Origin of the sequence: Bradyrhizobium sp. AZCC 1588 (assembly GCF_036924735.1) — a bacterium.
Taxonomy (GTDB): Bacteria; Pseudomonadota; Alphaproteobacteria; order Rhizobiales; family Xanthobacteraceae; genus Bradyrhizobium.
This window is the reverse complement of record NZ_JAZHSC010000001.1, coordinates 1,668,423-1,691,922: the sequence shown is the minus strand read 5'-3', so window position 1 is coordinate 1,691,922 and position 23,500 is coordinate 1,668,423. Positions and strand designations below refer to the sequence as shown.

The window sequence follows — 23,500 nt, the reverse complement described above, 5'->3', positions numbered from 1 at the left end:
ATCCCGGGGCGCGAGCAAAGCGAGCGAACCCGGGATCTCGAGATTCTCAGGTGCGCAATTGCGCACCATAGTTCGCTTCGCGCCCTGGAATGACTGCTACGCAGTCACTTCTTCGCCATCGCGCACGCCGGATCAGGCGGGCCGAACGCTTCGTCGCCGGGAATCTTGGCGAGGATCTGATAGTAGTCCCACGGATATTTCGATTCATCCGGCTTCTTGACCTGCACCAGCCACAGGTCGTGGATCATCAGATTGTCCTCGCGCAGTTTGCCGTTGCGGGAGAAGAAATCCTCGATCGGCTTTTCGCGCATCTTCGCCGCTACCTTCAACGGCTCGTCGGTGCCGGCTTCCTTGATGGCGTTGAGATAGCTCATGACTGAGGAATAGACACCGGCCTGCCACATCGTCGGCATCCGGTTCATCTTGGCGAAGTAGCGCTTCGACCATTCGCGGGTCTTGTCGTCCATGTCCCAATAGAACGACGTCGTCAGCAACAGCCCCTGCGCTGCCGGTAACCCAAGCGAATGGATGTCGGTGATCAACGCGAGCAGCGCGGCCATCTGCTGGCCGCCCTTGAAGACGCCGAACTCCGCGCCGGTCTTGATCTCGTTCATGTTGTTCGGAGGACCGGCGGCAATGCCGATGATCTTGGCTTTTGAGGCCTGGGCCTGCAGCACGAAGGATGACAGATCAGGCGTGGCAAGCGGCGGGCGCACCGAGCCCAGCACCTTGCCGCCGCTGGCCGTGACGACGGTGGAAGCATCGCGCTCCAGCGAGTGACCGAACGCATAGTCGTCGGTGATGAAGAACCAGCTATCGCCGCCGCGCTTCACCACCGCCTGCGCGGTGCCGACCGCCAGCGCGCGGGTATCGAACACCCATTGTATCGCGTGTGGCGAACAGAACTTGCCGTGGAAGTCTGCGGTGCCGGTCGAGTGCACGATCAACAGCTTCTTCTTCTCGTTGGTGATGTTTTGCACCGCAAGCCCGACCGCGGAAACCGGAACGTCGAGGATCACGTCGACCTGATCGACGTCATACCAGCGCCGCGCGATGCCGCCGCCGATATCCGGCTTCAACTGGTGATCGCCGACGATGATGCTGATCGGCTTACCCAGCACCTTGCCGCCGAAATCGTCCACCGCCATTTGTGCGGCAGTGACCGAGCCCTGGCCGGTCGCCGTGGCCGCCGGGCCATTCATGTCAGTGAGAACGCCGAGCTTGACGACGTCGTCCGAGACTTGGGCGAGCGCGGCGGTCGATGCCAGCAGCGCGGCCATGAGCACGGCAAGCCTGGATAGTTTCCTGGCGAACATCCTGTCTTCTCCCTAGGAATCAGCACATTGGCCGTTGGTGTTTTTCAGGCGGTTGGTTCCACCAATTGGTCTCATTTGCAACTATTTCGCGCCGACGTCAACGTGGGTCGGATGGGCTAAACCACGCGCGCGGTATCCGGTTCTATTTATTTTCCGCCCGATTCAGGGCATAGGCGAGCCCCAATGACCCCGAACCAGCGCTTGCCGATTTCGCTGACGCCGCTCGATGTGGCGCTCGCCGCGTTGCTGGAGGGCGTGGACCCGGTCGCGCCGGTGGAACTGACATTGGCGGAAGCGCTGCGCTGTATTGCCGCGGATATGCCGGGGCTCGACGCCCACCCGCCGCGCGATATCGCTGCCGCGGACGGCTATGCCTTCCGCGCGCGCGACCTTGTCGGCGCATCCTCCTATTCGCCGCTGCCATTAACGGCGGCGCCGGTGTGGGTCGAGGCCGGCGAGATCATTCCTGACAATTGCGACTGCGTGCTGGATTCCGATTCCGTCGAAATGTCCGGTCCGCTCGTGCAGGTGCTGGCCGAGGCGATCCCGGGGCAGGGCGTGCGCCGGGCCGGCAGCGATATCGCAGCGGGCAGCCGTCTCGTTGAAGCCGGCCGGCGCGTGCTGCCGCGCCATCTCATGATCGCCCGCGCCGCAGGAATGGCGCGATTGAGCGTGCGCCGTCCGCGCCTGCACATCGTCAATATTCCCGGCGGTACGGTAACCGCGAATTTGGTTGCCGAGAGCGCGCGGGCCGCGGGCGGTGAGGTCGTCTTGGTCGCGGCTGCAGGTCGCGATGCCGCATCGATTACCGCGGCGATCGATGACGGTGCGTGCGATCTGCTGCTGATCGTCGGCGGCTCCGGTGTCGGACGCACCGACACGGCGGTGACGGCATTGGGCGCGCGCGGAAAGATTCTCGCACATGGCATTGCCCTGCAACCAGGCCGCACTTCGGCCGTTGGTCGTGCAGGCAAGACGCCGGTCGTGGTGTTGCCAGGCGCGCCCGACCAAGCCTTGGCGGCGTGGTGGACGCTGGCGCTTCCCGCGCTCGATCGTTTATCGGGTCGCCGGCGGCGCAGCACGCTCAATCTGCCGCTGGCGCGCAAGATTGCTTCAAGCGTCGGCATTGCCGAGATCGTGCTGCTGGAACGAAAGCAGGATGCCTGGGTCCCGCTGGCGGTGGGCGAATTGTCGCTCGATGCGATCGCGCGCGCCGAAGCCTGGCTCGCGGTGCCCGCCGGCTCGGAAGGATTTGCGGCGGGCACCCCTGTCGATGCCTATATGCTGCGGGAGTGATATGGGTTCGGGAATGACGAATACGCCCTCGCCGAAAGGCCGCGACAATATCGATCAGGATCAATTCCTGACCATCCTGTCGCGTGAGGATGCGCTGGCGCGGTTTGAAGCCGCGCTGTTTCCGCGTGCGGTCGCGAGCGAGAAACGCTCGCTTGCGGACGCGCTCGGCTGTGCGCTTGCCGAGGACGTCGTGGCGCCGATCGATGTGCCGCCATTCGATCGCTCCAATGTCGATGGCTTTGCGGTGCGTTCCGCCGACCTTGCTTCCGCCGGCGAGGCTTCACCGGTGCGCGTGATGCTGAACGACGAAGTGATCGCGTGCGGCACCGCCCCGACACGGCCGGTGTTGTCGGGAACAGCCACGCCGATCGCGACCGGCGGTCCGGTGCCACGCGGGGCGGACGCCATCGTCATGGTCGAGCATACCCAGCCGGCGGGGCATCGCGCGATCGACATCCGCCGCGCCGCTTCGCCCGGGCAATTCGTATCCTATGCCGGCTCCGATATCGCCCGTGGCGAGGCGCTGCTGCGCGCCGGGACCGCCATCGGCTCGCGCGAGATCGGGATGCTGGCGGCCTGCGGCATCGCGGAGGTGACCGTCGCGCAGCGGTCGCGCGTTGCGATCATCTCCACCGGCGACGAACTGGTGCAGCCTGGCCATTCCCTGCGGCCGGCTGCGATCTACGACACCAATGGCGCGATCGTCACGGCAGCGATCACGGAGAATGGCGGCGAGGCAAAGTTTCTCGGCGCCATCGCCGATGATGAGGCGCAACTCGAATCCGCGATGCGCGAAGCACTCGCGAGCAGCGACATGCTGGTGCTGTCAGGCGGCACTTCCAAGGGCGCGGGCGACGTGTCGCACCGCATCATCGGCCGGCTCGGCAAGCCCGGCATCATCGCCCATGGCGTCGCGCTGAAGCCAGGCAAGCCGCTGTGCCTTGCGGTATGCGACGGCAAGCCTGTCATCATCCTGCCGGGATTTCCGACCTCGGCGATGTTCACCTTCCACGACATGATCGTGCCGGTGCTGCGGCGGATGGCAGGACTGCCGCCGCGTTCGGACGCCAAGGTCAATGCCCGCGTTCCCGTGCGGATCGCGTCCGAACTCGGCCGCGCCGAATTCGTCATGGTGTCGCTGGTTGAAGGCGCGGATGGGCTGGTCGCGTACCCCACAGGCAAGGGCTCCGGCGCCATCACCTCCTTTGCCCAGGCCGACGGCTTTCTGCGCATCGATGCGCTGGCGGACCAGATGCCGGCTGGCAGCGAGGCCGAGGTGACGCTGTTCACGCCGCATGTGCGGGTACCCGATCTCGTCATCGTCGGCAGCCATTGCACCGGGCTCGATCTGGTCACAGCGCCGCTGGCGCATGCCGGGCTCACCGTGCGCTCGATCGCCGTCGGAAGCCTCGGCGGTCTCTCGGCCGCCAAGCGCGGCGAGTGCGATCTTGCGCCGATCCATTTGTTCGACGAGACGACCGAGACCTACAACACGCCGTATCTCAGCGACGGGCTCGAGCTGGTGCCGGGATGGCGTCGCATGCAGGGCATCGTATTCCGCAAGGGCGATCGGCGCTTCGAGGGGGTGAGCGCGGAGGAGGCGGTGCGCGCGGCCCTGGCCGACCCAGCCTGCATCATGGTCAATCGCAACCAGGGCGCCGGCACGCGCATCCTGATCGACCGGCTGCTCGGCGGTGCGCGACCCGATGGCTACTGGAATCAGCCGCGCTCGCACAATGCGGTTGCGGCTGCGGTCGCGCAGCACCGTGCCGATTGGGGCATGACCATTGCGCCGGTCGCGCATGCGTCAAACCTGGGTTTCATTCCCTTTGCCGAGGAGCATTATGATTTTGCGCTGGTGACGGCGCGCAAGCAGAGACCGGCCGTGCAGGCGTTTCTCGATGCGCTGGTGTCGGACGGCGCGCGCACGGCACTGCTGCAGGCAGGTTTCCGGCCGGCCTGAAGCGTTCGCGGGCTGAAGAAGCCGTCAACAGAAGCGGCTCGGGCAGGGATGGGAATGGCAAGACCGCTATCGATTGCGATCGTCGGCGCCGGCATGGGTGGGCTCGCAACCGCCGCGGCGCTCAGGCGGGTCGGCATCGATGTCAGGGTCTATGAACAGGCCACGCAATTCGCGCGGATCGGGGCCGGCATCCAGATCGGCTGCAATGGGATGAAGGTGTTGCGCGCCCTGGGGTTGGAGGCGAGGCTGCGCACGCAATCCTTCTATCCGCGTTCCTGGAATAACCGCGACTGGCGCACCGGCGACATCAAGTTCGACATGATCTTCGGCGAGAGCGCCGAACAGAAATTCGGCGCGCCCTATCTTTTGGCGCATCGCGGCGATCTGCATGCGGCGCTCGCCAGCGCCGTCCCCAATGCCTGCATCAGGCTCAACCACAAACTGGTCGGGCTGGAGGAAACCGGCGAAGGCGTTCGGCTCGCCTTTAGTAACGGCGAAACCGCAACGGCCGACGCTGTGATCGGCGCCGACGGCGTTCATTCGGTCGTGAGAGATATCCTGTTCGGCACCTCACCGGTGAACTTCACCGGGCGGATCGCCTACCGCACCACCTATCCCGCAGCGCTGCTCGGCGGCGCAGAGATCGACGACTGCACCAAATGGTGGGGCGAGGACCGCCACATCGTCATCTATTACGTCAAGCCGGACCGCAGTGAGATCTATCTCGTCACCAGCCAGCCGGAGCCGGATTTCCGGATTGAATCATGGTCGGCGAAAGGCGATGTCAGGGAATTGCGCAAGGCGTTCGCCGGCTTCCACCGCCAGGTGGTGCAGGTGCTGGCCGCGTGCCCCGACGTGCACAAATGGGCGATCGTCGATCGCAATTCGCTGGAGCATTGGGCGGATCGCAATGTGACGTTGCTTGGCGATGCCTGCCATCCGATGACACCCTACATGGCGCAGGGCGCGGCGATGGCGATCGAGGACGCCGCCGTGCTGTCGCGTTGCCTCGATGGCGTCGAGCGGGAAGGCGTTGCCAACGCATTCCGCCGCTTCGAGGCCACGCGCAAGGAGCGAACCACGCGCATTCAAGCGACCTCGCGCGCGAATACCTGGCTCAGCGGCAAAACCGATACCGACTGGGTGTACGGCTACGACGCCTGGACCGTACCGCTGGCCGCGCGTAATTTCTCTTTGATTTGAGCATGATCTTTTCGGAAAACCGATTCCCACTTTGCGCTGACGCGGCCCGTCGGGTCCGGATCATGCTCTAGCCCTGAACGCGCAACAGCTCGCTTATGATCCGTGGCTTCATCCAGCCGACATTGTCCACAATCTCCCTGCGCAGCGTGTCCTGTTCAGCCTCGTATTGCTCTCGCGTGATGCCTTGGCCACCCATCGCGGTAACTCCGAACGCTTCGAGCGCGAGATCATGGCGCTGCTTCCAGTCGATCACGCGCTTGGTCATGACCTCCGTAACCGCAGGCACCGTGCCGGGATGGCCTGCGATGTCACAGAGCTCTTTGGTGCGTACATCCGCCGCCAACATCAATACGTTCCAGTCATCGTATCCGATGAGGTTCATCTGGGCATATAGAAACGCACCATGCTCGCCGTCCCAGATGGTGTGGTCGATGACCAGAAATGGCGCGGCGCGGCAATAGCCGTAGCGCGTGGTCATTTCGCGGTTGAAAGCCTCGGTGCGCTCATCCAGTCGCTTCTTGGCCGCGGCAAAGAGAGCGATATAATCCTGTGCCGTGGGTAGGATGTTGCGCGCATCATCCGGAGCAAAGCCGACTTCCCGCAGAAATTTGCCGATCTTTGGATCGTCCCAGAGTTCCTTGGAGAAAACGCGGGTCACACCATCTGCGTCCGGTGTCGGACGCATCGTCTCCTTGAATTCGGAAAAGCTTGGTTGCTTGGTGCCGAAAGTCGTCCTGCGTCCGAACATGGCCACGGCCTCGCGTTAGATCCGCCGTGGCTACCTTATTGGCAAGTACATTAAATCGTATTTAATCTGAATCTGAAATCACGACCGATTTCGTCAATATCCAGGTAGCTTGGTGGATTGCTGCCGAGTCTATTCACGGTCGTTTTTCGCAAAGGGCGGGACAGCGCTGCTGGTGCATACATGGCGCGTGTCCCGGACGCGGTGCAGCGTGTAACGCTGCTCCGCAGAGCCGGGATCCACTCTTCGCCGGGAGGCATGGACCCCGGCTCAGCAGCGCAGCATTGCATGCTGCGTTGCGTCCGGGGGACGAAGCCTAACCGCCATCCAGCGCGGCTAGCCGTTCCGCTTCCGCGATGTCGTTCATGGTGTTGGCGTTGAAGAACGGATCGAGCGGGGTGACCGGCCATGTCACCGTGGCGAGCCTGTAGCGCGCGGTCCAGCGGTCGATCTTTCTGATGTCCTCGACGACCAGCGCGTGGCGAAGTTGTTCGCGCAAGCCGATGCTCCATAATCCGATCACCGGATGCGACTGGCCATCGGAGGCGGCAACGGCCAACTCCGCATTCTCCGCTTCGACCGCGTCATGCAGCCTGGAGACCAGATCGCGCGGCAGGAATGGGCAGTCTGCGGCGGCGCTGAGAACAAATTTTACATCGGGCCGGTTGACCGCAGCCCAGTCGAGTGCGGCCAGAATGCCGGCGAGCGGGCCAGGAAAATCGGCGACGCTGTCGGCAATGACAGGAAGGCCGAACGCTGCGAAACGTGCTGGGTCACCATTGGCGTTGAGGATCAGGCCGTCGCATTGCGGCGCAAGGCGCGCGATCACGCGATCGAGGATGGTGCGGCCGGCGATCGTGCGCATCGGCTTGTCGCCGCCACCCATCCGCCGCGCGAGGCCGCCGGCGAGCAGCACGCCTGGAATTTTACTCGTCACGCTCTTCGCCCTTGCGCTTGTGCCGCGCGGATTCTTCCTCGACATAGTCGAGGTCCTGGTCGAACACGATCCGCTCCTGTCCTGACAGCGCAATGAAGCGCTTGCCGCGCGTGCGGCCAACCAGCGTCAGCCCGACCTGCCGCGCCAGCTCGACGCCCCACGCGGTGAAGCCCGAGCGCGAAACCAGGATGGGAATGCCCATCCGTACCGTCTTGATTACCATCTCAGAGGTGAGCCGGCCCGTGGTGTAGAGGATCTTGTCGGCGGGATCGACGCCGTGGCGATAGATCCAGCCGGCAATCTTGTCGACGGCGTTATGACGGCCGACGTCCTCGGTGTAGCAGACGGGTGTGCCTTCCTTGCACAGCACGCAGCCATGGATCGCGCCGGCCTCCAGATAAAGCGATGGCATGGTATTGATCGTGCGCGTCATCTGGTAGAGCCACGACGTGCGCAACTCGGCCTTCGGCAACGCCACGCTTTCCACCGCTTCGAGCAGGTCGCCGAACGCCGTGCCCTGCGCACAGCCGGAAGTCTGCGTGCGTTTCTTCAGCTTGGCTTCGAAATTGGTGTGATGCTCGGTGCGCACCACCACGACCTGAAGGTCATCGTCATACTCGACCTCGGTGACGACGTCGTCGTATTTCAGCATGTTCTGGTTCAGGAGATAGCCGAGCGCCAGATATTCCGGATAGTCGCCGATCGTCATCATGGTGACGATCTCCTGTGCGTTCAAATACAGCGTCAGCGGCCGCTCCACCGGCACCCGGATTTCGACCGCCGCACCCGTCTGGTCGGTCCCGGCGACGCGCTCGGTCAGCCGCGGATCCTCGGGGTTCGGCACGATCAGGGGGGCCGGGGCTTTTTCCATCTTCATCATAGGACGCAGGTTAGCATGACTTTGTCTCCGGGCTGATATAAGGACCGGAGTTAACAAGTCACGGTCTAGCCGTCATGTCCGGGCTTGTCCCGGCCATCCACGCCTTTCTCTTGCTGCGATAGCGTCAAGACGTGGATGCCGGGGACTTCCAGGGTGAAGACGCGCTTCGCGCTTTTGCCCGGGCTTGGCGGGGATACTAGTACCGCTGTCGGAGTATGAGATGAAAGTGATAGGCCTCGCGGGATGGAGCGGCGCCGGCAAGACCACCTTGCTGACGCGGGCGATCCCGCAATTCCTAAAACAGGGCCTGCGCGTGTCCGTGATCAAGCACGCCCATCACGCCTTCGACGTCGACGTGCCCGGCAAGGATTCCTGGCGGCACCGCGAGGCCGGTGCGGCCGAAGTTCTGGTCTCATCAGGGCGGCGCTGGGCCTTGATGCATGAGCTGCGCGGGGCGCATGAGCCGCGATTGCCGGAACTGCTGGCGAAGATGTCGCCGGTCGATCTCGTCGTCGTCGAGGGCTTCAAGCGCGAGCCGCACCGCAAGATCGAGGTCTATCGCGCCGCGAATGAAAAACCGCTGCTGTTCCCCGAGGATCCCGGTATCGTCGGGCTAGCGACCGATACGGCGGTTGAAACCAAGTTGCCGACTGCCCATCTCGACGATATCGAGGCGGTGGCGGCGATGATGTTGCGGTCTGCAATATCGCTCGAAGACGTGCTGGCGAAATGCGAAGCTGAGGGCTGATCAGGCACATGGCGCAATTGTCCGACGATTGCTTTGCCTTCGGCGGTCCGATGATGTCGGTCGATGAGGCCGTCGGCCTTATTGCCACGCGTGTGACGCCGGTCGTGGATATCGAGACGGTTACGCTTGCCCGCGCCGATGGCCGCATTCTGGCGCACGAGATCCTGGCGCCGCTGCCGCTGCCGCCCTTCACCAATTCCGCCGTCGACGGCTATGCGGTTGCGAGCCGCGACCTGCCGCAGCAGGAAGAGCAAACGTTTCCGGTCACCGGCCGCGTTCAGGCGGGCAGTTCGGCATCTGCGCCGCTCAAGCCGGGGCAGGCAATGCGCATCTTCACCGGTGCGCCGATGCCCGAAGGCGCAGATACCGTGTTCATGCAGGAAGACGTGCGCGTCGAGGGCGACAAGGTGGTGCTTCCCGCAGGCCTCAAGCCGGGCGCCAATGTACGCCCCGCGGGCGAAGACATTGCTTCAGGTTTTGCGGCGCTGCAGGGCGGCCAGCGGCTGCGGCCGCAGGACGTTGCGCTCGCCGCAGCCTTTGGCCTGACACAACTCGATGTCACAAGGCGCATTCGCGTCGCGGTGTTTTCCACCGGCAACGAACTGGCCTCGCCGGGCGAAGCGCGCGCCGCGGTGCAATTGTTCGATTCAAACCGTTTCATGCTGATGGCAATGTTGTCGCGGCTCGGCTGCGAAGTCAGCGATCTCGGCATTATCAGGGATGATCGCGCCTCGCTGGCCCGCGCGCTGCAGGACGTCGCCGGCAGCCATGATTTGATGCTCACGACGGGCGGCGTTTCGACCGGCGAGGAGGACCACGTCAAGGCAAGCGTCGAAAGTGTCGGCAGGCTTGTGTTGTGGCGGATGGCAATCAAGCCGGGACGCCCCGTCGCGATGGGCATCATCGGCGGCACGCCCTTCATCGGATTGCCGGGCAATCCGGTGGCGAGTTTTGTCACTTTCGTTCACGTGGTGCGGCCGACCATTCTGGCGCTGTCCGGTGCCCGGCCGGAGCCGCTCCGGCCGATGCCGGTTCGCGCCGCCTTCAGCTACAAGAAGAAGATTTCGCGCCGCGAATATGTCCGCGTCAGCTTGCGCAAGGGCGCCGATGGCGCGCTCGAAGCAGTGAAATTTCCGCGCGAAGGCGCAGGGCTCTTGTCGTCGCTGGCGGACACCGATGGCCTGGTCGAACTCGGCGAAGACGTCACGCAGGTGTCGCCCGGCCAGGCAGTCGGGTTCCTGTCTTATGCAAGCCTGATCAACTGATGTCCGTTGACGATGCGGGCCCCCTTCGCCATGGTCGGCCCATGACGACGACAAAACTCGATCTCGCTGGCCTGAAATGCCCGTTGCCGGCGTTGAAGACACGCAAGGCGCTGAAGACGCTGCCGCCTGGCGACAGGCTGGAGGTGCTCTGCACCGATCCGCTGTCAGTGATTGACATTCCGAACCTCATTCGCGAGACCGGCGACAAGGTCGAAATCACCGAGCGCAGCCCGGACCGCATCGTGTTTCTGATAGAAAAAGCAAATGGGGCGATATAAAAGCCGGATGCTTGGGCGATCCCGCGGGTAGACCCTCGCATCAATTAGACGAGTTCACGACAGCGACCGATTGCCGGGTGCGACAATCGGTCCTACAAATCCCGCCATGAACCTCCCGACATCGAAGGCGAGCGCAGCGGTATCCCCTGCGACGGTCCATGAACCGGCGGCCAAATCAGGCAAGCCGGCCGGCGGTCCCGAGTTCAGCGCGCTGGCGCAGGCCTCGATCCTGATCGTCGATGACGAGCCCGGCATGCGCAATTTTCTCGTGCGCACGCTGGGGCCGCATTGCAAGCACGTGGAAGAGGCCGCCGACACCGACGAAGCCTCGCGCAAGCTCGACAAGAGCCGGTTCGACGTCGTCATTCTCGACAACATCATGCCGGGCAAGAACGGCGTCGACTGGTTGGCGGAGCAGCGGGCCGTCGGCTTCTTCGCCGACGCCATCCTGATTACAGCCTATGCCGATCTCGACACAGCGATCCAGGCGCTGCGCGCCGGCGCGGTCGACTTCGTGCTGAAACCATTCCGCTCGAACCAGATCCTCAATGCGGTTGCGCGTTGCCTCGACCGGGTCCGGCTGCAGCGCGAGAACTACGTTTTGCGTTATGCGCTGCGCGCTTCATCCGATCGCACCTTCCTGCGCGACAATCTGATCGGGGAGTCGCCAGCGGCGCGCAGCGTGCGGGAAACCATTGCCCGCGTCGCGCGCCTGCCGACCTCGATCCTGCTCACCGGGGAATCCGGAACCGGCAAGGAAGTCGCGGCGCGCTCGATTCACTCCCTCTCCGATCGCGCCGACAAGCCTTTTGTGCCGGTGAACTGCGCCGCCATTCCGCCCGAGATGATCGAGGCCGAGCTGTTCGGGCACATCAAGGGTGCCTTTACGGGTGCGGATAGCGGCCGCGAGGGCCTGTTCCTCTATGCGCATGGCGGCACGCTGTTCCTCGATGAAATCGGCGAACTGCCGTTGCCGATGCAGAGCAAATTGCTGCGCGTTCTGGAGGACCGCCGCGTTCGTCCCGTCGGCTCCGAGCGTGAAGTGCCAGTCGATCTTCGCTTCATCTTTGCGACCAATGCCGATCTGCAAAAGCAAGTCGAGAGGGGACGCTTTCGCCCCGATCTCTATTACCGCCTGAACGTCATGCAGATTCATCTGCCTTTGCTCAAGGACCGCGGCGACGACGTGCAGGAGCTCGCCACCATCTTCATGAACAAGCTCTCGATCCAGCTCGGCATGCCGCCGGTTCCGATCGATAGCGCAGTGCGGGCCGCGCTCGCGAGTTACGACTGGCCCGGCAATGTGCGCGAGCTGCGCAATTTGATCGAGCGCACCTTGATCCTCGGCGCGTTCCCGGACGATTTCGCAGGCCCGCGGATCGACGGGCAGGTCGCCACCGCCGACAGTCTTGCGGACCTGGAGCGTCGGCACATTCTTTCGGTGCTGAAGGAAACCGGCGGCAACCGCGAGGAAGCAGCGCGGCGGCTCGGCATCTCGCGCAAGACCATCGATCGCAAACTCGCGTTATGGAATGGCTGACCGGGTACGCCGCATCGAGGGGCCGGTGCGCGGGGCATCCGTTCGCTTCCGGCTGCTCGCGATTGCGCTGCTGCCGATGCTGGTCATCCTGCCGCTTCTGCTTGGGGTCGCCATCTATCGCTGGAATGCGCGGTTCGACGCTACGCTGATCTCCAAGGTGAACGGCGACCTCACGATCGCCCACCAATATCTGGCCCGCATTCTGGAAAAGACCGGCGTTCAGATCCGCGGCCTGAGCCTTTCGTTCCGCTTCCGGGAGGTCGAAGAGCGGGAAACGATCTCCGCGGTGGCGAGTTTGCTCGAACAGTCCCGCAAGGAGATGGGTCTCGACTTCCTCTACTTGACGGATGCCGGCGGAAAAATCATCGCCTCGTCGCCCGCGCTTGAGGGAGCGCCAAGGGCCGATTGGCCGATCATCACGTCGGCGTTGTCAGGCGAATCCCCGTCGACAGGCATCGATATCTTCACCAACGACGAACTTGCAGCGATTTCGCCTGTTCTTGCCCAGCGCGCGCGTCTCGACCTGGTGCCGACACCAAACGCGATGCCAACCGATCGCGGCACCGAAACCAATGGCATGGTGGTACATGCGGCCAGCCGCGCAACGGCTCCCGGAGGCGGGCCAGCCGCGCTGGTTGGCGGGATTCTGCTGAACCAGAATCTGGAATTCATCGACACGATCAACGACCTCGTCTATCGGGCGGCCAGCCTGCCCGAGGGTAGCCAGGGAACGGCGACGCTGTTTCTCGACGACGTGCGGATCTCGACCAATGTCCGCCTGTTCGAGGGACGGCGTGCGCTGGGAACGCGGGTGTCGGCGGCAGTGCGCTCTGCGGTGATGGGAGAGGGGCGCACCTGGCTGGACAGCGCCTTCGTCGTCAGCGACTGGTACATCTCGGCCTACGAGCCGCTCGTCGACACCTACGGCAAGCGCGTCGGCATGCTTTATGTCGGATTTCTGCAGAAGCCGTTCAACGACGCAAAGCTTGAGACGATTCTGATCATTGCGCTGGCGTTCATCGCAATCACGGCGGCAAGCGTGCCGATCTTCCTGCGCTGGGCGCAATCGATCTTCATGCCGCTCGAACGCGTCACGGCGACGATCGGCGAAGTCGAGAGCGGCAACCTCTCCGCGCGGACCAAATTGCCGGCATCGGGTGACGAGATCGGCCGGGTGGCGGTTCACCTCGATACCTTGCTGGACCAGATCCAGGAGCGCGATCGTCAGTTGCGCGAGTGGAACGAGGAGTTGAATGCGCGGGTACGCGAGCGAACCCGCGATCTCGAACTCGCCAATCTGAAGCTGGAGGCAACCACCAAGCAGCTCATCATGTCCGAGAAGCTCGCCGCGATCGGCGAGATCACCGCGGGCGTGGCGCATGAGATCAACAACCCGATCGCGGTGATGCAGGGCAATCTCGACGTCATCCGCAGCGTGATCGGCGCCGACACTGAAAAAGCCAAGGTCGAGTTTCGGCTGGTCGACGAACAGATCCATCGCATCAGCCAGATCGTCACCAAGCTCTTGCAGTTTGCGCGACCGGAAGAATATGCCGGCTATGTCGAGCGTCATGCGCCCGGAAGCGTTGTGGCGGACTGCCTGCCGCTGGTGCAGCATCTCCTGAACAAGACCGAAATCAGGGTTGCGCGGGAAGATCGGGCGAGCCGCCTGGTCTTGATGAACCGCACCGAGCTGCAGCAGGTCGTGATCAACCTCATCGTCAACGCGATCCACGCCATGCCGGACGGCGGCACGTTGACGCTGCGCTCGTCTGACGCCGATCGCGACGGCAACCCGGGCATTTCAATCGAGGTGGCCGACACCGGCATCGGCATGAGCGCTGACGTCCTGGACAAGGTTTTCGATCCCTTCTTCACCACGAAACGCAGGGACGGGACCGGCCTTGGCCTTTCCATCAGTCAGACGCTGGTGAAGCGCCAGCGTGGCCAGATCACGGTGGAAAGCCAGGTCGGCTCCGGGAGTACATTCCGGGTGTGGCTGCCGGAAGCGAGCTGACCGGACATTTTGTCCAGCGGCTATCCGGACATTTTGTCCGATATGTCGGCCGGCATTTGGTTAAGTGATTGATTTTCTGCATCGCGCGATTTGGCACGCGGATTGCTGACTTCTCACTCAAGAACTGAAGTGGGGAGGGGCGCGATGATCGGATATTCGGTCGCAAGCTGGGCGACTGCGCGCGCTTGCCGTCTTCATGACGTGCCCATGCCGCACCTCAAAACGATTTTGCCTCGCCATGAACTCCGATCTGTCGCGCGGACATCGCAAGTCCGCGCATACGGTCGGCGCTGCCCCCATCCAATACCCCAACCTCTCAACAATCGTGCCCGGTAAGGCCGCGAACCTGGAGAATATGCCTATGACGATAGCCGATGCCACGCTCGCACCATCGGGTGCGCTCGGGATTCTCGACAAGGAGCGAACGATTGCGACCGCCGGCTTCAATCGCTGGCTGGTGCCGCCGGCCGCGCTCTGCATTCATCTGTGCATCGGCATGGCATACGGCTTCAGCGTGTTCTGGCTGCCGCTGTCGCGCGCGATCGGCGTGACCGCGCCGAAAGCCTGCCCGGACATGACGCTGGTGCAGGAATTGTTCACCACCACCTGCGACTGGAAAGTCGCCAGCATGGGCTGGATGTACACGCTGTTCTTCGTGTTGCTCGGCGTCTCCGCCGCGATCTGGGGCGGCTGGCTGGAGCGTGTCGGACCGCGCAAGGCGGGTTTTGTGTCGGCGCTGTGCTGGTGCGGCGGTCTGGTGCTGGGCGCGATCGGTATCATCACCCATCAACTGTGGCTGTTGTGGCTAGGAAGCGGCGTGATCGGCGGCATCGGGCTCGGCCTCGGCTACATCTCGCCGGTGTCGACGTTGGTGAAATGGTTTCCGGACCGCCGCGGCATGGCGACCGGCATGGCCATCATGGGCTTTGGCGGCGGCGCCATGATCGGCGCGCCGCTGGCGAACCTGTTGATGAACTATTTCAAGTCGCCGACCTCGGTCGGCGCCTGGGAAACCTTCATCGCGATGGGCGCGATCTACTTCGTGTTCATGATGATCGGCGCCTTCCGCTATCGCATTCCGCCGGCGGGCTGGCGGCCCGAGGGTTGGACACCGCCGGCGAAGGCCAATGCGATGATCTCGCAGAACCACGTCCACCTGAAGGACGCGCACAAGACGCCGCAGTTCTGGCTGATCTGGTGGGTGCTCTGCCTCAACGTCTCTGCCGGCATCGGCGTGATCGGCATGGCTTCGCCGATGCTGCAGGAAATCTTCGCCGGCAAGCTGATCGGATTGCCCGACGTCGGCTTCAACCAGCTTGACGCTACGCAGAAGGCGACCATTGCGGGGATTGCGGCCGGCTTCGCCGGGCTGCTCTCGCTGTTCAACATCGGCGGCCGCTTCTTCTGGGCCTCGCTGTCGGACAAGATGGGCCGCAAGAACACCTATTATACGTTCTTCATCCTGGGCATCGTGCTCTATGCGCTGGCGCCGACCTTCGCCGCGATGGGCTCGAAGCTTCTGTTCGTGCTCGGCTTCGGCATCATCCTGTCGATGTATGGCGGCGGCTTCGCCACCGTGCCGGCCTATCTCGCCGATATGTTCGGCACGCAATTCGTGGGTGCCATCCATGGCCGTCTGCTGACGGCGTGGTCGACCGCCGGCATCATCGGTCCCGTGGTGGTGAACTACATCCGCGAGTTCCAGCTTGCGGCCGGCGTGCCGCGCGACCAGCTCTACAACACGACGATGTACATCCTGTGCGCGATGCTGATCGCGGGCCTGATCTGCAACTACCTGATCAAGCCGGTCGACGCGAAGTGGCACATGAGCGACGCCGAGGTCGCCAAGCTGCAGGCGGCGACAGCGAGCGCGGGCAGCTCGGGGCCGTCAGGATCCTACGGCATCGGGTTCGGTGGGCTCGACGCCAAGGCTGCGCTGTTCTGGGCCTTCGTCGGCATTCCCCTGGCCTGGGGCGTCTGGAAGACGCTGGAGAGCGCCGTCAAGATCCTCTGACTTTTCCGGCCGTCGCGGGGCGAGCGTTCCGCGACGGCATTTCAGATGCGATGTCGAATTCAAATCGACTAATCGAAAATCCAGATCAATGCGCATTCGCAATCGCAGCATGAGACGGCTTTATTGATCTCCCGACCAAATTCGCGTTCTCATTCAGTGATCGGGCCAAGCGAACGTGGTTGCTCCGGGGCGGAGAGGATCGAAAGCTCGCGGCCTGTGTTGCCCTAAGCATCGGATAAATCTCTTGGCATCTGGCATGCCACGAACTAGAGTTGGCCGGCAGACTGGCAGGAACGAGACCGTTTCGATGGATCACGACGTACACGACCTACAAAAAGTCCGCTCGTTCGATCATCCGGGCGCGGGACGGAAGCGGGCCAAGGCGACGCCGAAGGGCCGCCAGGTCGACCCCACCGCCGCGCACGAGATCGAACTCCTGCTCGGCGACCGGCCGCGGCGCCGCGACCTGCTGATCGAGCATCTGCACCTGATCCAGGACAAGTATCACCAGATCTCGGCGGCGCATCTGGCGGCGCTTGCCGACGAGATGAAGCTGTCGTTTGCGGAAGTGTTCGAGACCGCGACCTTCTACGCACATTTCGACGTGGTGAAGGAGGGCGCGCCCGATATCGCGCCACTGACCATCCGGGTCTGCGATTCACTGACCTGCGCCATGATGGGCGCGGAAAAGCTGCTGCATGAATTGCAGGACAGTGCCGGCCCCGGCATCCGCGTGGTGCGCGCGCCCTGCGTTGGCCGCTGCGACACCGCGCCCGCCGCCGAAGTCGGCCATCACTTCGTCGATCATGCCACGGTGACGAACGTGCTCGCCGCCGCCAAGGCCGGCGACACCCACGCACATCTGCCGAAATATACCGACTATGACGCCTACGTCGCCGGCGGCGGCTACAAGCTGCTCAATCGCCTGCGCTCCGGCGCGATGACCAAAGAAGATCTGCTGAAGGCGCTCGACGACGCTTCGCTGCGCGGGCTCGGCGGCGCGGGGTTTCCGACGGGACGCAAATGGCGCGCGGTGCTCGGTGAGCCCGGCCCGCGGCTGATGGCGATCAATGGCGACGAGGGCGAGCCCGGCACGTTCAAGGACCGCTTCTATCTCGAAACCGATCCGCATCGCTTCATCGAGGGTATGCTGATCGGCGCGCATGTGGTCGAGGCGACCGACGTCTATATCTACCTGCGCGACGAATATCCGGCGTCGCGCGAAATCCTCACGCGCGAAATCGCAAAATTGCCGCCGGGTGGTCCTGTGCTGCATATGCGCCGCGGCGCCGGCGCCTACATCTGCGGCGAGGAATCCTCGCTGCTCGAATCGATCGAGGGCAAGCGCGGCTTGCCCAGGCACAAGCCGCCATATCCGTTCCAGGTCGGCCTGTTCGGCCTGCCGACGCTGATCAATAATATCGAGACGCTATGGTGGGTGCGCGACATCGTCGAGAAGGGCGCCGACTGGTGGAAGAGCCACGGCCGCAACGATCGCCATGGCTTGCGCAGCTACTCGGTCTCGGGCCGCGTGAAAAATCCCGGCATGAAGCTGGCGCCGGCCGGCGTTACCGTGCGCGAACTGATCGACGAGTTCTGCGGCGGCATGGCCGACGGCCACACCTTCCACGCCTATCTGCCGGGCGGCGCGTCGGGCGGCATCCTGCCGGCATCGATGGACAACATCCCGCTCGATTTCGGTACCCTGGAAAAATACGGCTGCTTCATCGGCTCCGCCGCTGTCGTCATCCTGTCCGAGCAAGACAGCGTGAAGGGCGCGGCGTTGAACCTGATGAAATTCTTCGAGGATGAAAGCTGCGGCCAGTGCACGCCGTGCCGTGTTGGAACCCAGAAGGCGGCGCTTTTGATGCAGCGGCCGGTCTGGAACCGCGAATTGCTGGACCAATTGAGCCAGGCGATGCGCGACGCCTCGATCTGCGGGCTTGGACAGGCCGCCTCGAACCCGCTGACGTCAGTGATTAAATATTTTCCGGAAGAATTCGTGCCGAAAGAGGCCGCGGAATGACCAAGATCAAGTTCGAACTCGACGGCCAACAGGTCGAGGCCAACGCGGGCGAGACCATCTGGCAGGTGGCAAAACGCCACCAGAAGGAAATCCCGCATCTCTGTTACTCGCCGGAGCCGGACTACCGGCCTGACGGCAATTGCCGCGCCTGCATGGTCGAGATCGAGGGCGAGCGCGTGCTGGCCGCGTCCTGCAAGCGCACGCCGAGCGTCGGCATGAAGGTGAAGACCGAAAGCGCCCGCGCCGTCGCCGCGCAGAAGATGGTGATGGAATTGCTGGTCGCCGACCAGCCGGCGCGCGAGACTTCGCACGATCCCGATTCGAAATTCTGGCACTGGGCCGAAAAGGTCGAGGTGACCGAGAGCCGTTTCCCGGCGGCCGAGCGGTGGCAGGGCGATACCAGCCATCCCGCGATGAGCGTCAATCTCGATGCCTGCATCCAGTGCGGCCTGTGCGTGCGCGCCTGCCGCGAGGTCCAGGTCAACGACGTCATCGGCATGGCCTATCGCAATGCCGGCGCCAAGATCGTGTTCGACTTCGACGACCCCATGGGTGAATCGACCTGCGTCGCCTGCGGCGAGTGCGTGCAGGCCTGCCCGACCGGTGCCTTGATGCCATCGGTGATGCTGGACGAGAAGCAGACCCGCGTCACCTATGCCGACAAGAAGGTGGATTCGCTCTGCCCGTTCTGCGGCGTCGGCTGCCAGGTCACCTATCAGGTCAAGGACGAGAAGGTCATCTACGCCGAGGGCCGCGATGGCCCGGCCAACCACAACCGGCTCTGCGTGAAGGGCCGTTTTGGTTTTGACTACATCCATCACCCGCATCGGCTGACAAAGCCGCTGGTGCGGCTGCCCAATGCGAAGAAGGATGCCAACGACCAGGTCGATCCGGCCAATCCATTCACCCATTTCCGCGAAGCTTCGTGGGAGGAGGCGCTGGATATCGCCGCAAAAGGCCTCGTTAAAATTCGCGACGAGAGGGGCGTCAAGGCGCTCGCCGGTTTCGGCTCGGCCAAGGGCTCCAACGAAGAGGCGTATCTGTTCCAAAAACTGGTTCGTACCGGTTTTGGCTCCAACAACGTCGATCACTGCACGCGATTGTGCCACGCTTCCTCGGTGGCGGCGCTGATGGAGGGCCTGAACTCGGGCGCGGTGTCGGCACCGTTTGCTGCGGCGATGGATGCCGAAGTCATCGTCGTGATCGGCGCCAATCCGACCGTGAACCATCCGGTCGCCGCGACCTATCTCAAGAACGCGGCCAAGCGCGGTGCCAAGCTGATCGTGATGGACCCGCGCCGGCAGGCGCTCTCGCGCCACGCGTGGAAGCATCTCGCCTTCAAGCCCGGCAGCGACGTCGCGATGCTGAACGCGATGCTCCACACCATCATCACCGAAGGGCTGACCGACCAGCAATATATCGCGGGCTATACCGAAGGCTTTGACGAGCTCGCCGAGCGCATCAAGGAATTCCCGCCGGAGAAGATGGAAGCGATCTGCGGCATCCCGGCCGAGACGCTGAAGGAAGTCGCCCGCGTCTATGCGCGCTCGCAGGCCTCGATCATCTTCTGGGGCATGGGCATCAGCCAGCACATTCACGGCACCGATAACGCGCGCTGCCTGATCGCGCTGGCGCTGACCACCGGCCAGGTCGGCCGTCCCGGCACCGGCTTGCATCCGTTGCGCGGCCAGAACAACGTGCAGGGCGCTTCCGACGCCGGCCTGATTCCGATGTTCCTGCCGGACTACCAGCCGGTCGGACGCACCGATCTGCGCGAGCCTTTCGAGAAGCTCTGGGATCAGGATCTCGACCCTGTGCGCGGCCTCACCGTCGTCGAGATCATGAACGCGATCCATGCTGGCCAGATCAACGGCATGTATATCGAGGGCGAAAACCCCGCGATGTCGGATCCCGACCTGCAGCATGCGCGCGAGGCGCTGGCCAAGCTCGATCATCTGGTGGTGCAGGATCTCTTCGTCACGGAAACCGCGTTCCACGCTGACGTGATCCTGCCGGCGTCGGCGTTCGCCGAAAAGAGCGGCACCTTCACCAATACCGACCGTCGCGTGCAGCTTGCGCGCGAAGTGATCCGTCCGCCGGGCGATGCGCGGCAGGATCTCTGGATCATCCAGGAGATCGGCAAGCGCATGGGGCTGCCGTGGAACTACAACGGCCCGGCTGATGTCTTCACCGAGATGACGCAGGTGATGCCGTCGCTGAAGAACATCAGTTGGGAGCGGCTGGTGCGCGAGGGCGCGGTGACCTATCCGGTCGACGATCCGAGCAAGCCCGGCAACGAGATCATTTTCACCACAGGTTTCCCGACCGCGAGCGGCCGTGGCAAGATCGTTCCGGCCAAGGTGATCGCGCCGGACGAGGTGCCCGACGCCGAATATCCGATGGTGCTCTCCACGGGGCGCGTGCTCGAGCACTGGCACACCGGCTCGATGACCCGCCGCGCATCCGTGCTCGATCAGCTAGAACCCGAGGCGGTGGCGTTCATGTCGCCGAAGGATATGCGCAAGTTAGGCGTTTGGCCCGGCGATTTCATCCGCCTGATGACCCGCCGCGGCGCCGTCGACGTCAAGGTACGCTCCGACCGCGACGTGCCCGAGAACATGATCTTCATGCCGTTCTGCTACGCGGAAGCGGCGGCCAACTTGCTGACCAACCCAGCGCTTGATCCGTTCGGAAAGATTCCAGAATTCAAGTTCTGCGCCGTGCGCGCCGAAAAGTTGGCGCTACAGTCGGCGGCGGAGTAGGCGGCCTAAACCGTGGCCCGGATTTCGCTTCGTTGCATCCGGGCTACTGATCTCTACGGGCTACTGATCTCTACGCGAAATTGTCACTGCAGACCGGTTCATACGCCGGGGTTGCCTCCTGCGGCACGGCGGGGACGCTGGTCTGGCGCGATGTCGTGCTGACCCGTCGTCCCTGCGAACGCAGGGACCCATCACCACCGAAGCTCGTTTACGACGATTCTCGGCCACGCGGCTCCATCGAGAAAGCAACGCGGTATGGGTCCCTGCTTTTCGCAGGGACGACGGAAGGCGTCTTTATGAGATTCCTATAACGTCGCCATCCTTCCCGTCTCGAAAACCTATGCGCCCGGTGGCACCTCAGGCCGGAACGCATAGCCGTATCTTCGGCTGCGCGGTTCACGTCGCAGAGGAACGTCCCATGCTGGACATCGTGATGCTGGCGCTCGCTCTCGGCCTCTTCGTGGCGGGCATTGGCTATGCCTATGTCTGCGAGCGGCTTTAAATGTTGACGCGTTTTCTTCGCGCGAACTGGAATCCACCCCGGATCAAGTCCGGGGCAGGCTTTCGCTCGAAAACGCTACGGAGGAGAGCGCCATGATGTTCGATTACTCGCTCGCCGGTCTCGTCTCGCTTGGCCTGCTGTTCTACCTGACCTACGCGCTGCTGCGCCCCGAGCGATTTTGAATTCGTCGTGACCACGCTCGCCGCCATCGTGCCGGCGTTCCTTGCGATCGCGGCGCTGCTCGTCGTTCTGCTGCGCGTGTTGCTGTCTGCAAGGTAATACGAAGGACACTCACCCCATGACAATTATCGGCTGGTTTCAGATATTGCTGTACTGCGCGATCGTGGTCGCGCTCGTAAAGCCGCTCGGCTGGTATATGACGCGCGTCTTCAACGGCGAGCGCACGTTGCTGTCTCCGATCCTGCGGCCGGTCGAGGTTGGGCTATACCGGATCGGCGCGCGTCGATGAAAAGCGCGAGCAGCATTGGCTGACCTACACGGTCGCGATGTTGCTGTTCCATGTCGGCGGTTTCCTCGTCATTTACAGCCTGATGCGGCTGCAGGCGCTGCTGCCGTTCAACCCGGCGGGGCAATCTGCCATCGCCGCAGATTTGTCCTTCAATACCGCGATCTCCTTCATCACCAACACCAACTGGCAGAACTACGGCGGCGAAAGCACGCTGTCGTACCTGACGCAGATGGTGGGCCTGACGCATCAGAATTTCCTGTCGGCCGCGACCGGCATTGCGTTAGCGGTGGCGCTGATCCGCGGCTTCTCCCGTTCCTCGATGCGCACCATCGGCAATTTCTGGGTCGATGTGACGCGCTGCACGCTTTACGTGCTGCTGCCGATCTGCATCGTCTATACGCTGTTCCTGGTCTGGCAGGGCATGCCGCAGACGCTCGGCGCCTATGTCGAGGCCACCACGCTGGAAGGCGCCAAGCAGACGATTGCGGTCGGTCCCGTGGCGTCGCAGGTCGCTATCAAAATGCTCGGCACCAATGGCGGCGGTTTCTTCAATGCCAATGCCTCACATCCATTTGAAAACCCCACCGCACTGTCGAACTTCGTGCAGATGATCTCGATCTTTGCGCTCGGCGCGGCGCTGACCAACGTGTTCGGCCGCATGGTCGGCAACCAGCGGCAGGGCTGGGCGATCCTCGCCGTGATGGGCGTGCTGTTCATCGCCGGCGTCGCCGTCACCTATTGGGCCGAAGCCAACGGCACCTCGACGCTCAATGCGCTCCAACTGACCGGCGGCAACATGGAGGGCAAGGAAGTCCGCTTCGGTATCGTCGCCTCCGCCCTCTTCGCGGTCATTACCACCGCTGCCTCCTGCGGCGCCGTCAATGCCATGCATGACTCCTTCACCGCGCTCGGCGGCATGATCCCGCTGCTCAACATCCAACTCGGCGAAATCATCGTCGGCGGCGTCGGCGCGGGGCTTTACGGCATGCTGCTGTTCGTCGTGCTGGCGATCTTCGTCGCCGGCCTGATGGTCGGCCGCACGCCGGAATTTGTCGGCAAGAAGATCGAGGCGCGCGAGGTCAAGATGGCGATGCTTGCGATCCTGATCCTGCCGCTGATGATTTTGGGCTGGACGGCTGTTGCGGTCGTCTTCCCTCCGGCGGTGGCGTCGATGGCCAATGCCGGTCCGCACGGCTTTACCGAAGTGCTCTATGCCTTCACCTCGGCGACCGGCAATAACGGCTCGGCCTTCGGCGGCCTGACCGGCAATACCTTCTTCTACAATCTGACACTCGCCAGTTCGATGTTCGTCGGCCGCTTCTTCATGATCGTCCCGGCGATGGCGCTGGCGGGGTCGCTTGCGGCCAAGAAATCGATCCCGCCCTCGGCCGGCACGCTGCCGACCACCGGCGGCCTGTTCGTCGGCCTCGTCGTCGGCGTCATCCTGATCATCGGCGGCCTGACCTTCTTCCCGGCGCTGGCGCTGGGGCCGATTGTCGAGCACTTGGCGATGAACGCCAACACCTTGTTCTGATCGAA

At 63.5% G+C, this 23,500-nt stretch carries 17 protein-coding genes and 1 pseudogene; 14 read left to right on the top strand and 4 right to left on the bottom strand.

The window, feature by feature from the left end:
* Positions 1–104: 104 nt before the first annotated feature.
* Positions 105–1,316, bottom strand: a complete 1,212-nt coding sequence (locus V1277_RS07840) for an ABC transporter substrate-binding protein (protein WP_334415691.1) — start codon at positions 1,314–1,316, stop codon at positions 105–107.
* 183 nt (positions 1,317–1,499) lie between these two features.
* Here V1277_RS07840 and V1277_RS07835 point away from each other — a divergent pair, with 183 nt between their 5' ends.
* The 3 genes from V1277_RS07835 to V1277_RS07825 are packed head-to-tail and all read left to right on the top strand — an operon-like array spanning position 1,500 to position 5,778.
* Positions 1,500–2,612 (top strand): molybdopterin-binding protein, encoded by a 1,113-nt coding sequence (locus tag V1277_RS07835; protein ID WP_334415690.1) that lies wholly within the window; start codon positions 1,500–1,502, stop codon positions 2,610–2,612.
* Position 2,613: 1 nt separating this feature from the next.
* Complete coding sequence (locus tag V1277_RS07830; RefSeq protein ID WP_442894457.1) at positions 2,614–4,575, top strand: molybdopterin biosynthesis protein; 1,962 nt, start codon at positions 2,614–2,616, stop codon at positions 4,573–4,575.
* A gap of 54 nt (positions 4,576–4,629) precedes the next feature.
* Positions 4,630–5,778 carry an FAD-dependent monooxygenase gene (locus tag V1277_RS07825; RefSeq protein WP_334415688.1) on the top strand — a complete coding sequence of 383 codons (1,149 nt, stop codon included), beginning with the start codon at positions 4,630–4,632 and terminating at the stop codon, positions 5,776–5,778.
* A 67-nt stretch (positions 5,779–5,845) separates the two neighbouring features.
* On the opposite strand, the gene V1277_RS07820 is transcribed toward V1277_RS07825, so the two are convergent.
* The 3 genes from V1277_RS07820 to fdhD all read right to left on the bottom strand — a co-directional run bounded on the left by V1277_RS07820 (position 5,846) and on the right by fdhD (position 8,340).
* The gene (locus V1277_RS07820; RefSeq protein WP_334415687.1) at positions 5,846–6,526 is read right to left on the bottom strand and encodes a hypothetical protein; all 681 of its coding nucleotides are present in this window, start codon (positions 6,524–6,526) and stop codon (positions 5,846–5,848) included.
* A gap of 313 nt (positions 6,527–6,839) precedes the next feature.
* The gene (mobA, locus tag V1277_RS07815) at positions 6,840–7,505 is read right to left on the bottom strand and encodes a molybdenum cofactor guanylyltransferase MobA (protein ID WP_334415686.1); all 666 of its coding nucleotides are present in this window, start codon (positions 7,503–7,505) and stop codon (positions 6,840–6,842) included.
* A complete protein-coding gene (fdhD, locus tag V1277_RS07810) occupies positions 7,450–8,340 on the bottom strand; it encodes a formate dehydrogenase accessory sulfurtransferase FdhD (RefSeq protein ID WP_334364602.1) in 891 nt (296 codons plus the stop codon). Before fdhD ends, mobA begins: the two co-directional genes overlap by 56 nt.
* Positions 8,341–8,560: 220 nt before the next feature.
* On the opposite strand from fdhD, the gene mobB reads away from it, so the two are divergent.
* From mobB to kdpA, 11 genes and pseudogenes are all read left to right on the top strand, one after another.
* A complete protein-coding gene (mobB, locus tag V1277_RS07805) occupies positions 8,561–9,088 on the top strand; it encodes a molybdopterin-guanine dinucleotide biosynthesis protein B (RefSeq protein WP_334415685.1) in 528 nt (175 codons plus the stop codon).
* Positions 9,089–9,096: 8 nt separating this feature from the next.
* A complete protein-coding gene (locus tag V1277_RS07800; RefSeq protein ID WP_334415684.1) occupies positions 9,097–10,353 on the top strand; it encodes a molybdopterin molybdotransferase MoeA in 1,257 nt (418 codons plus the stop codon).
* Positions 10,354–10,394: 41 nt separating this feature from the next.
* Complete coding sequence (locus tag V1277_RS07795) at positions 10,395–10,631, top strand: sulfurtransferase TusA family protein (protein ID WP_334415683.1); 237 nt, start codon at positions 10,395–10,397, stop codon at positions 10,629–10,631.
* Between the two features lie 106 nt (positions 10,632–10,737).
* The gene (locus V1277_RS07790) at positions 10,738–12,171 is read left to right on the top strand and encodes a sigma-54-dependent transcriptional regulator (RefSeq protein WP_334415682.1); all 1,434 of its coding nucleotides are present in this window, start codon (positions 10,738–10,740) and stop codon (positions 12,169–12,171) included.
* Positions 12,164–14,188 carry a sensor histidine kinase gene (locus V1277_RS07785; protein WP_334415681.1) on the top strand — a complete coding sequence of 675 codons (2,025 nt, stop codon included), beginning with the start codon at positions 12,164–12,166 and terminating at the stop codon, positions 14,186–14,188. Before V1277_RS07790 ends, V1277_RS07785 begins: the two co-directional genes overlap by 8 nt.
* A 361-nt stretch (positions 14,189–14,549) precedes the next feature.
* Positions 14,550–16,202 carry an OFA family MFS transporter gene (locus V1277_RS07780; RefSeq protein WP_334415680.1) on the top strand — a complete coding sequence of 551 codons (1,653 nt, stop codon included), beginning with the start codon at positions 14,550–14,552 and terminating at the stop codon, positions 16,200–16,202.
* Between the two features lie 307 nt (positions 16,203–16,509).
* Positions 16,510–18,228, top strand: a complete 1,719-nt coding sequence (locus V1277_RS07775; protein WP_334415679.1) for an NADH-ubiquinone oxidoreductase-F iron-sulfur binding region domain-containing protein — start codon at positions 16,510–16,512, stop codon at positions 18,226–18,228.
* Entirely contained in the window at positions 18,225–20,990 is a 2,766-nt protein-coding gene (gene fdhF / locus V1277_RS07770; RefSeq protein WP_334415678.1) for a formate dehydrogenase subunit alpha, read from the top strand. Before V1277_RS07775 ends, fdhF begins: the two co-directional genes overlap by 4 nt.
* A gap of 340 nt (positions 20,991–21,330) precedes the next feature.
* Complete coding sequence (locus tag V1277_RS07765; protein ID WP_334415677.1) at positions 21,331–21,492, top strand: hypothetical protein; 162 nt, start codon at positions 21,331–21,333, stop codon at positions 21,490–21,492.
* Between the two features lie 92 nt (positions 21,493–21,584).
* On the top strand, positions 21,585–21,674 hold the full coding sequence (locus V1277_RS07760; RefSeq protein WP_212210241.1) for a K(+)-transporting ATPase subunit F: 90 nt from the start codon (positions 21,585–21,587) through the stop codon (positions 21,672–21,674).
* Positions 21,675–21,790: 116 nt separating this feature from the next.
* Positions 21,791–23,495: pseudogene (gene kdpA, locus V1277_RS07755) on the top strand (potassium-transporting ATPase subunit KdpA).
* Positions 23,496–23,500: the final 5 nt, after the last annotated feature.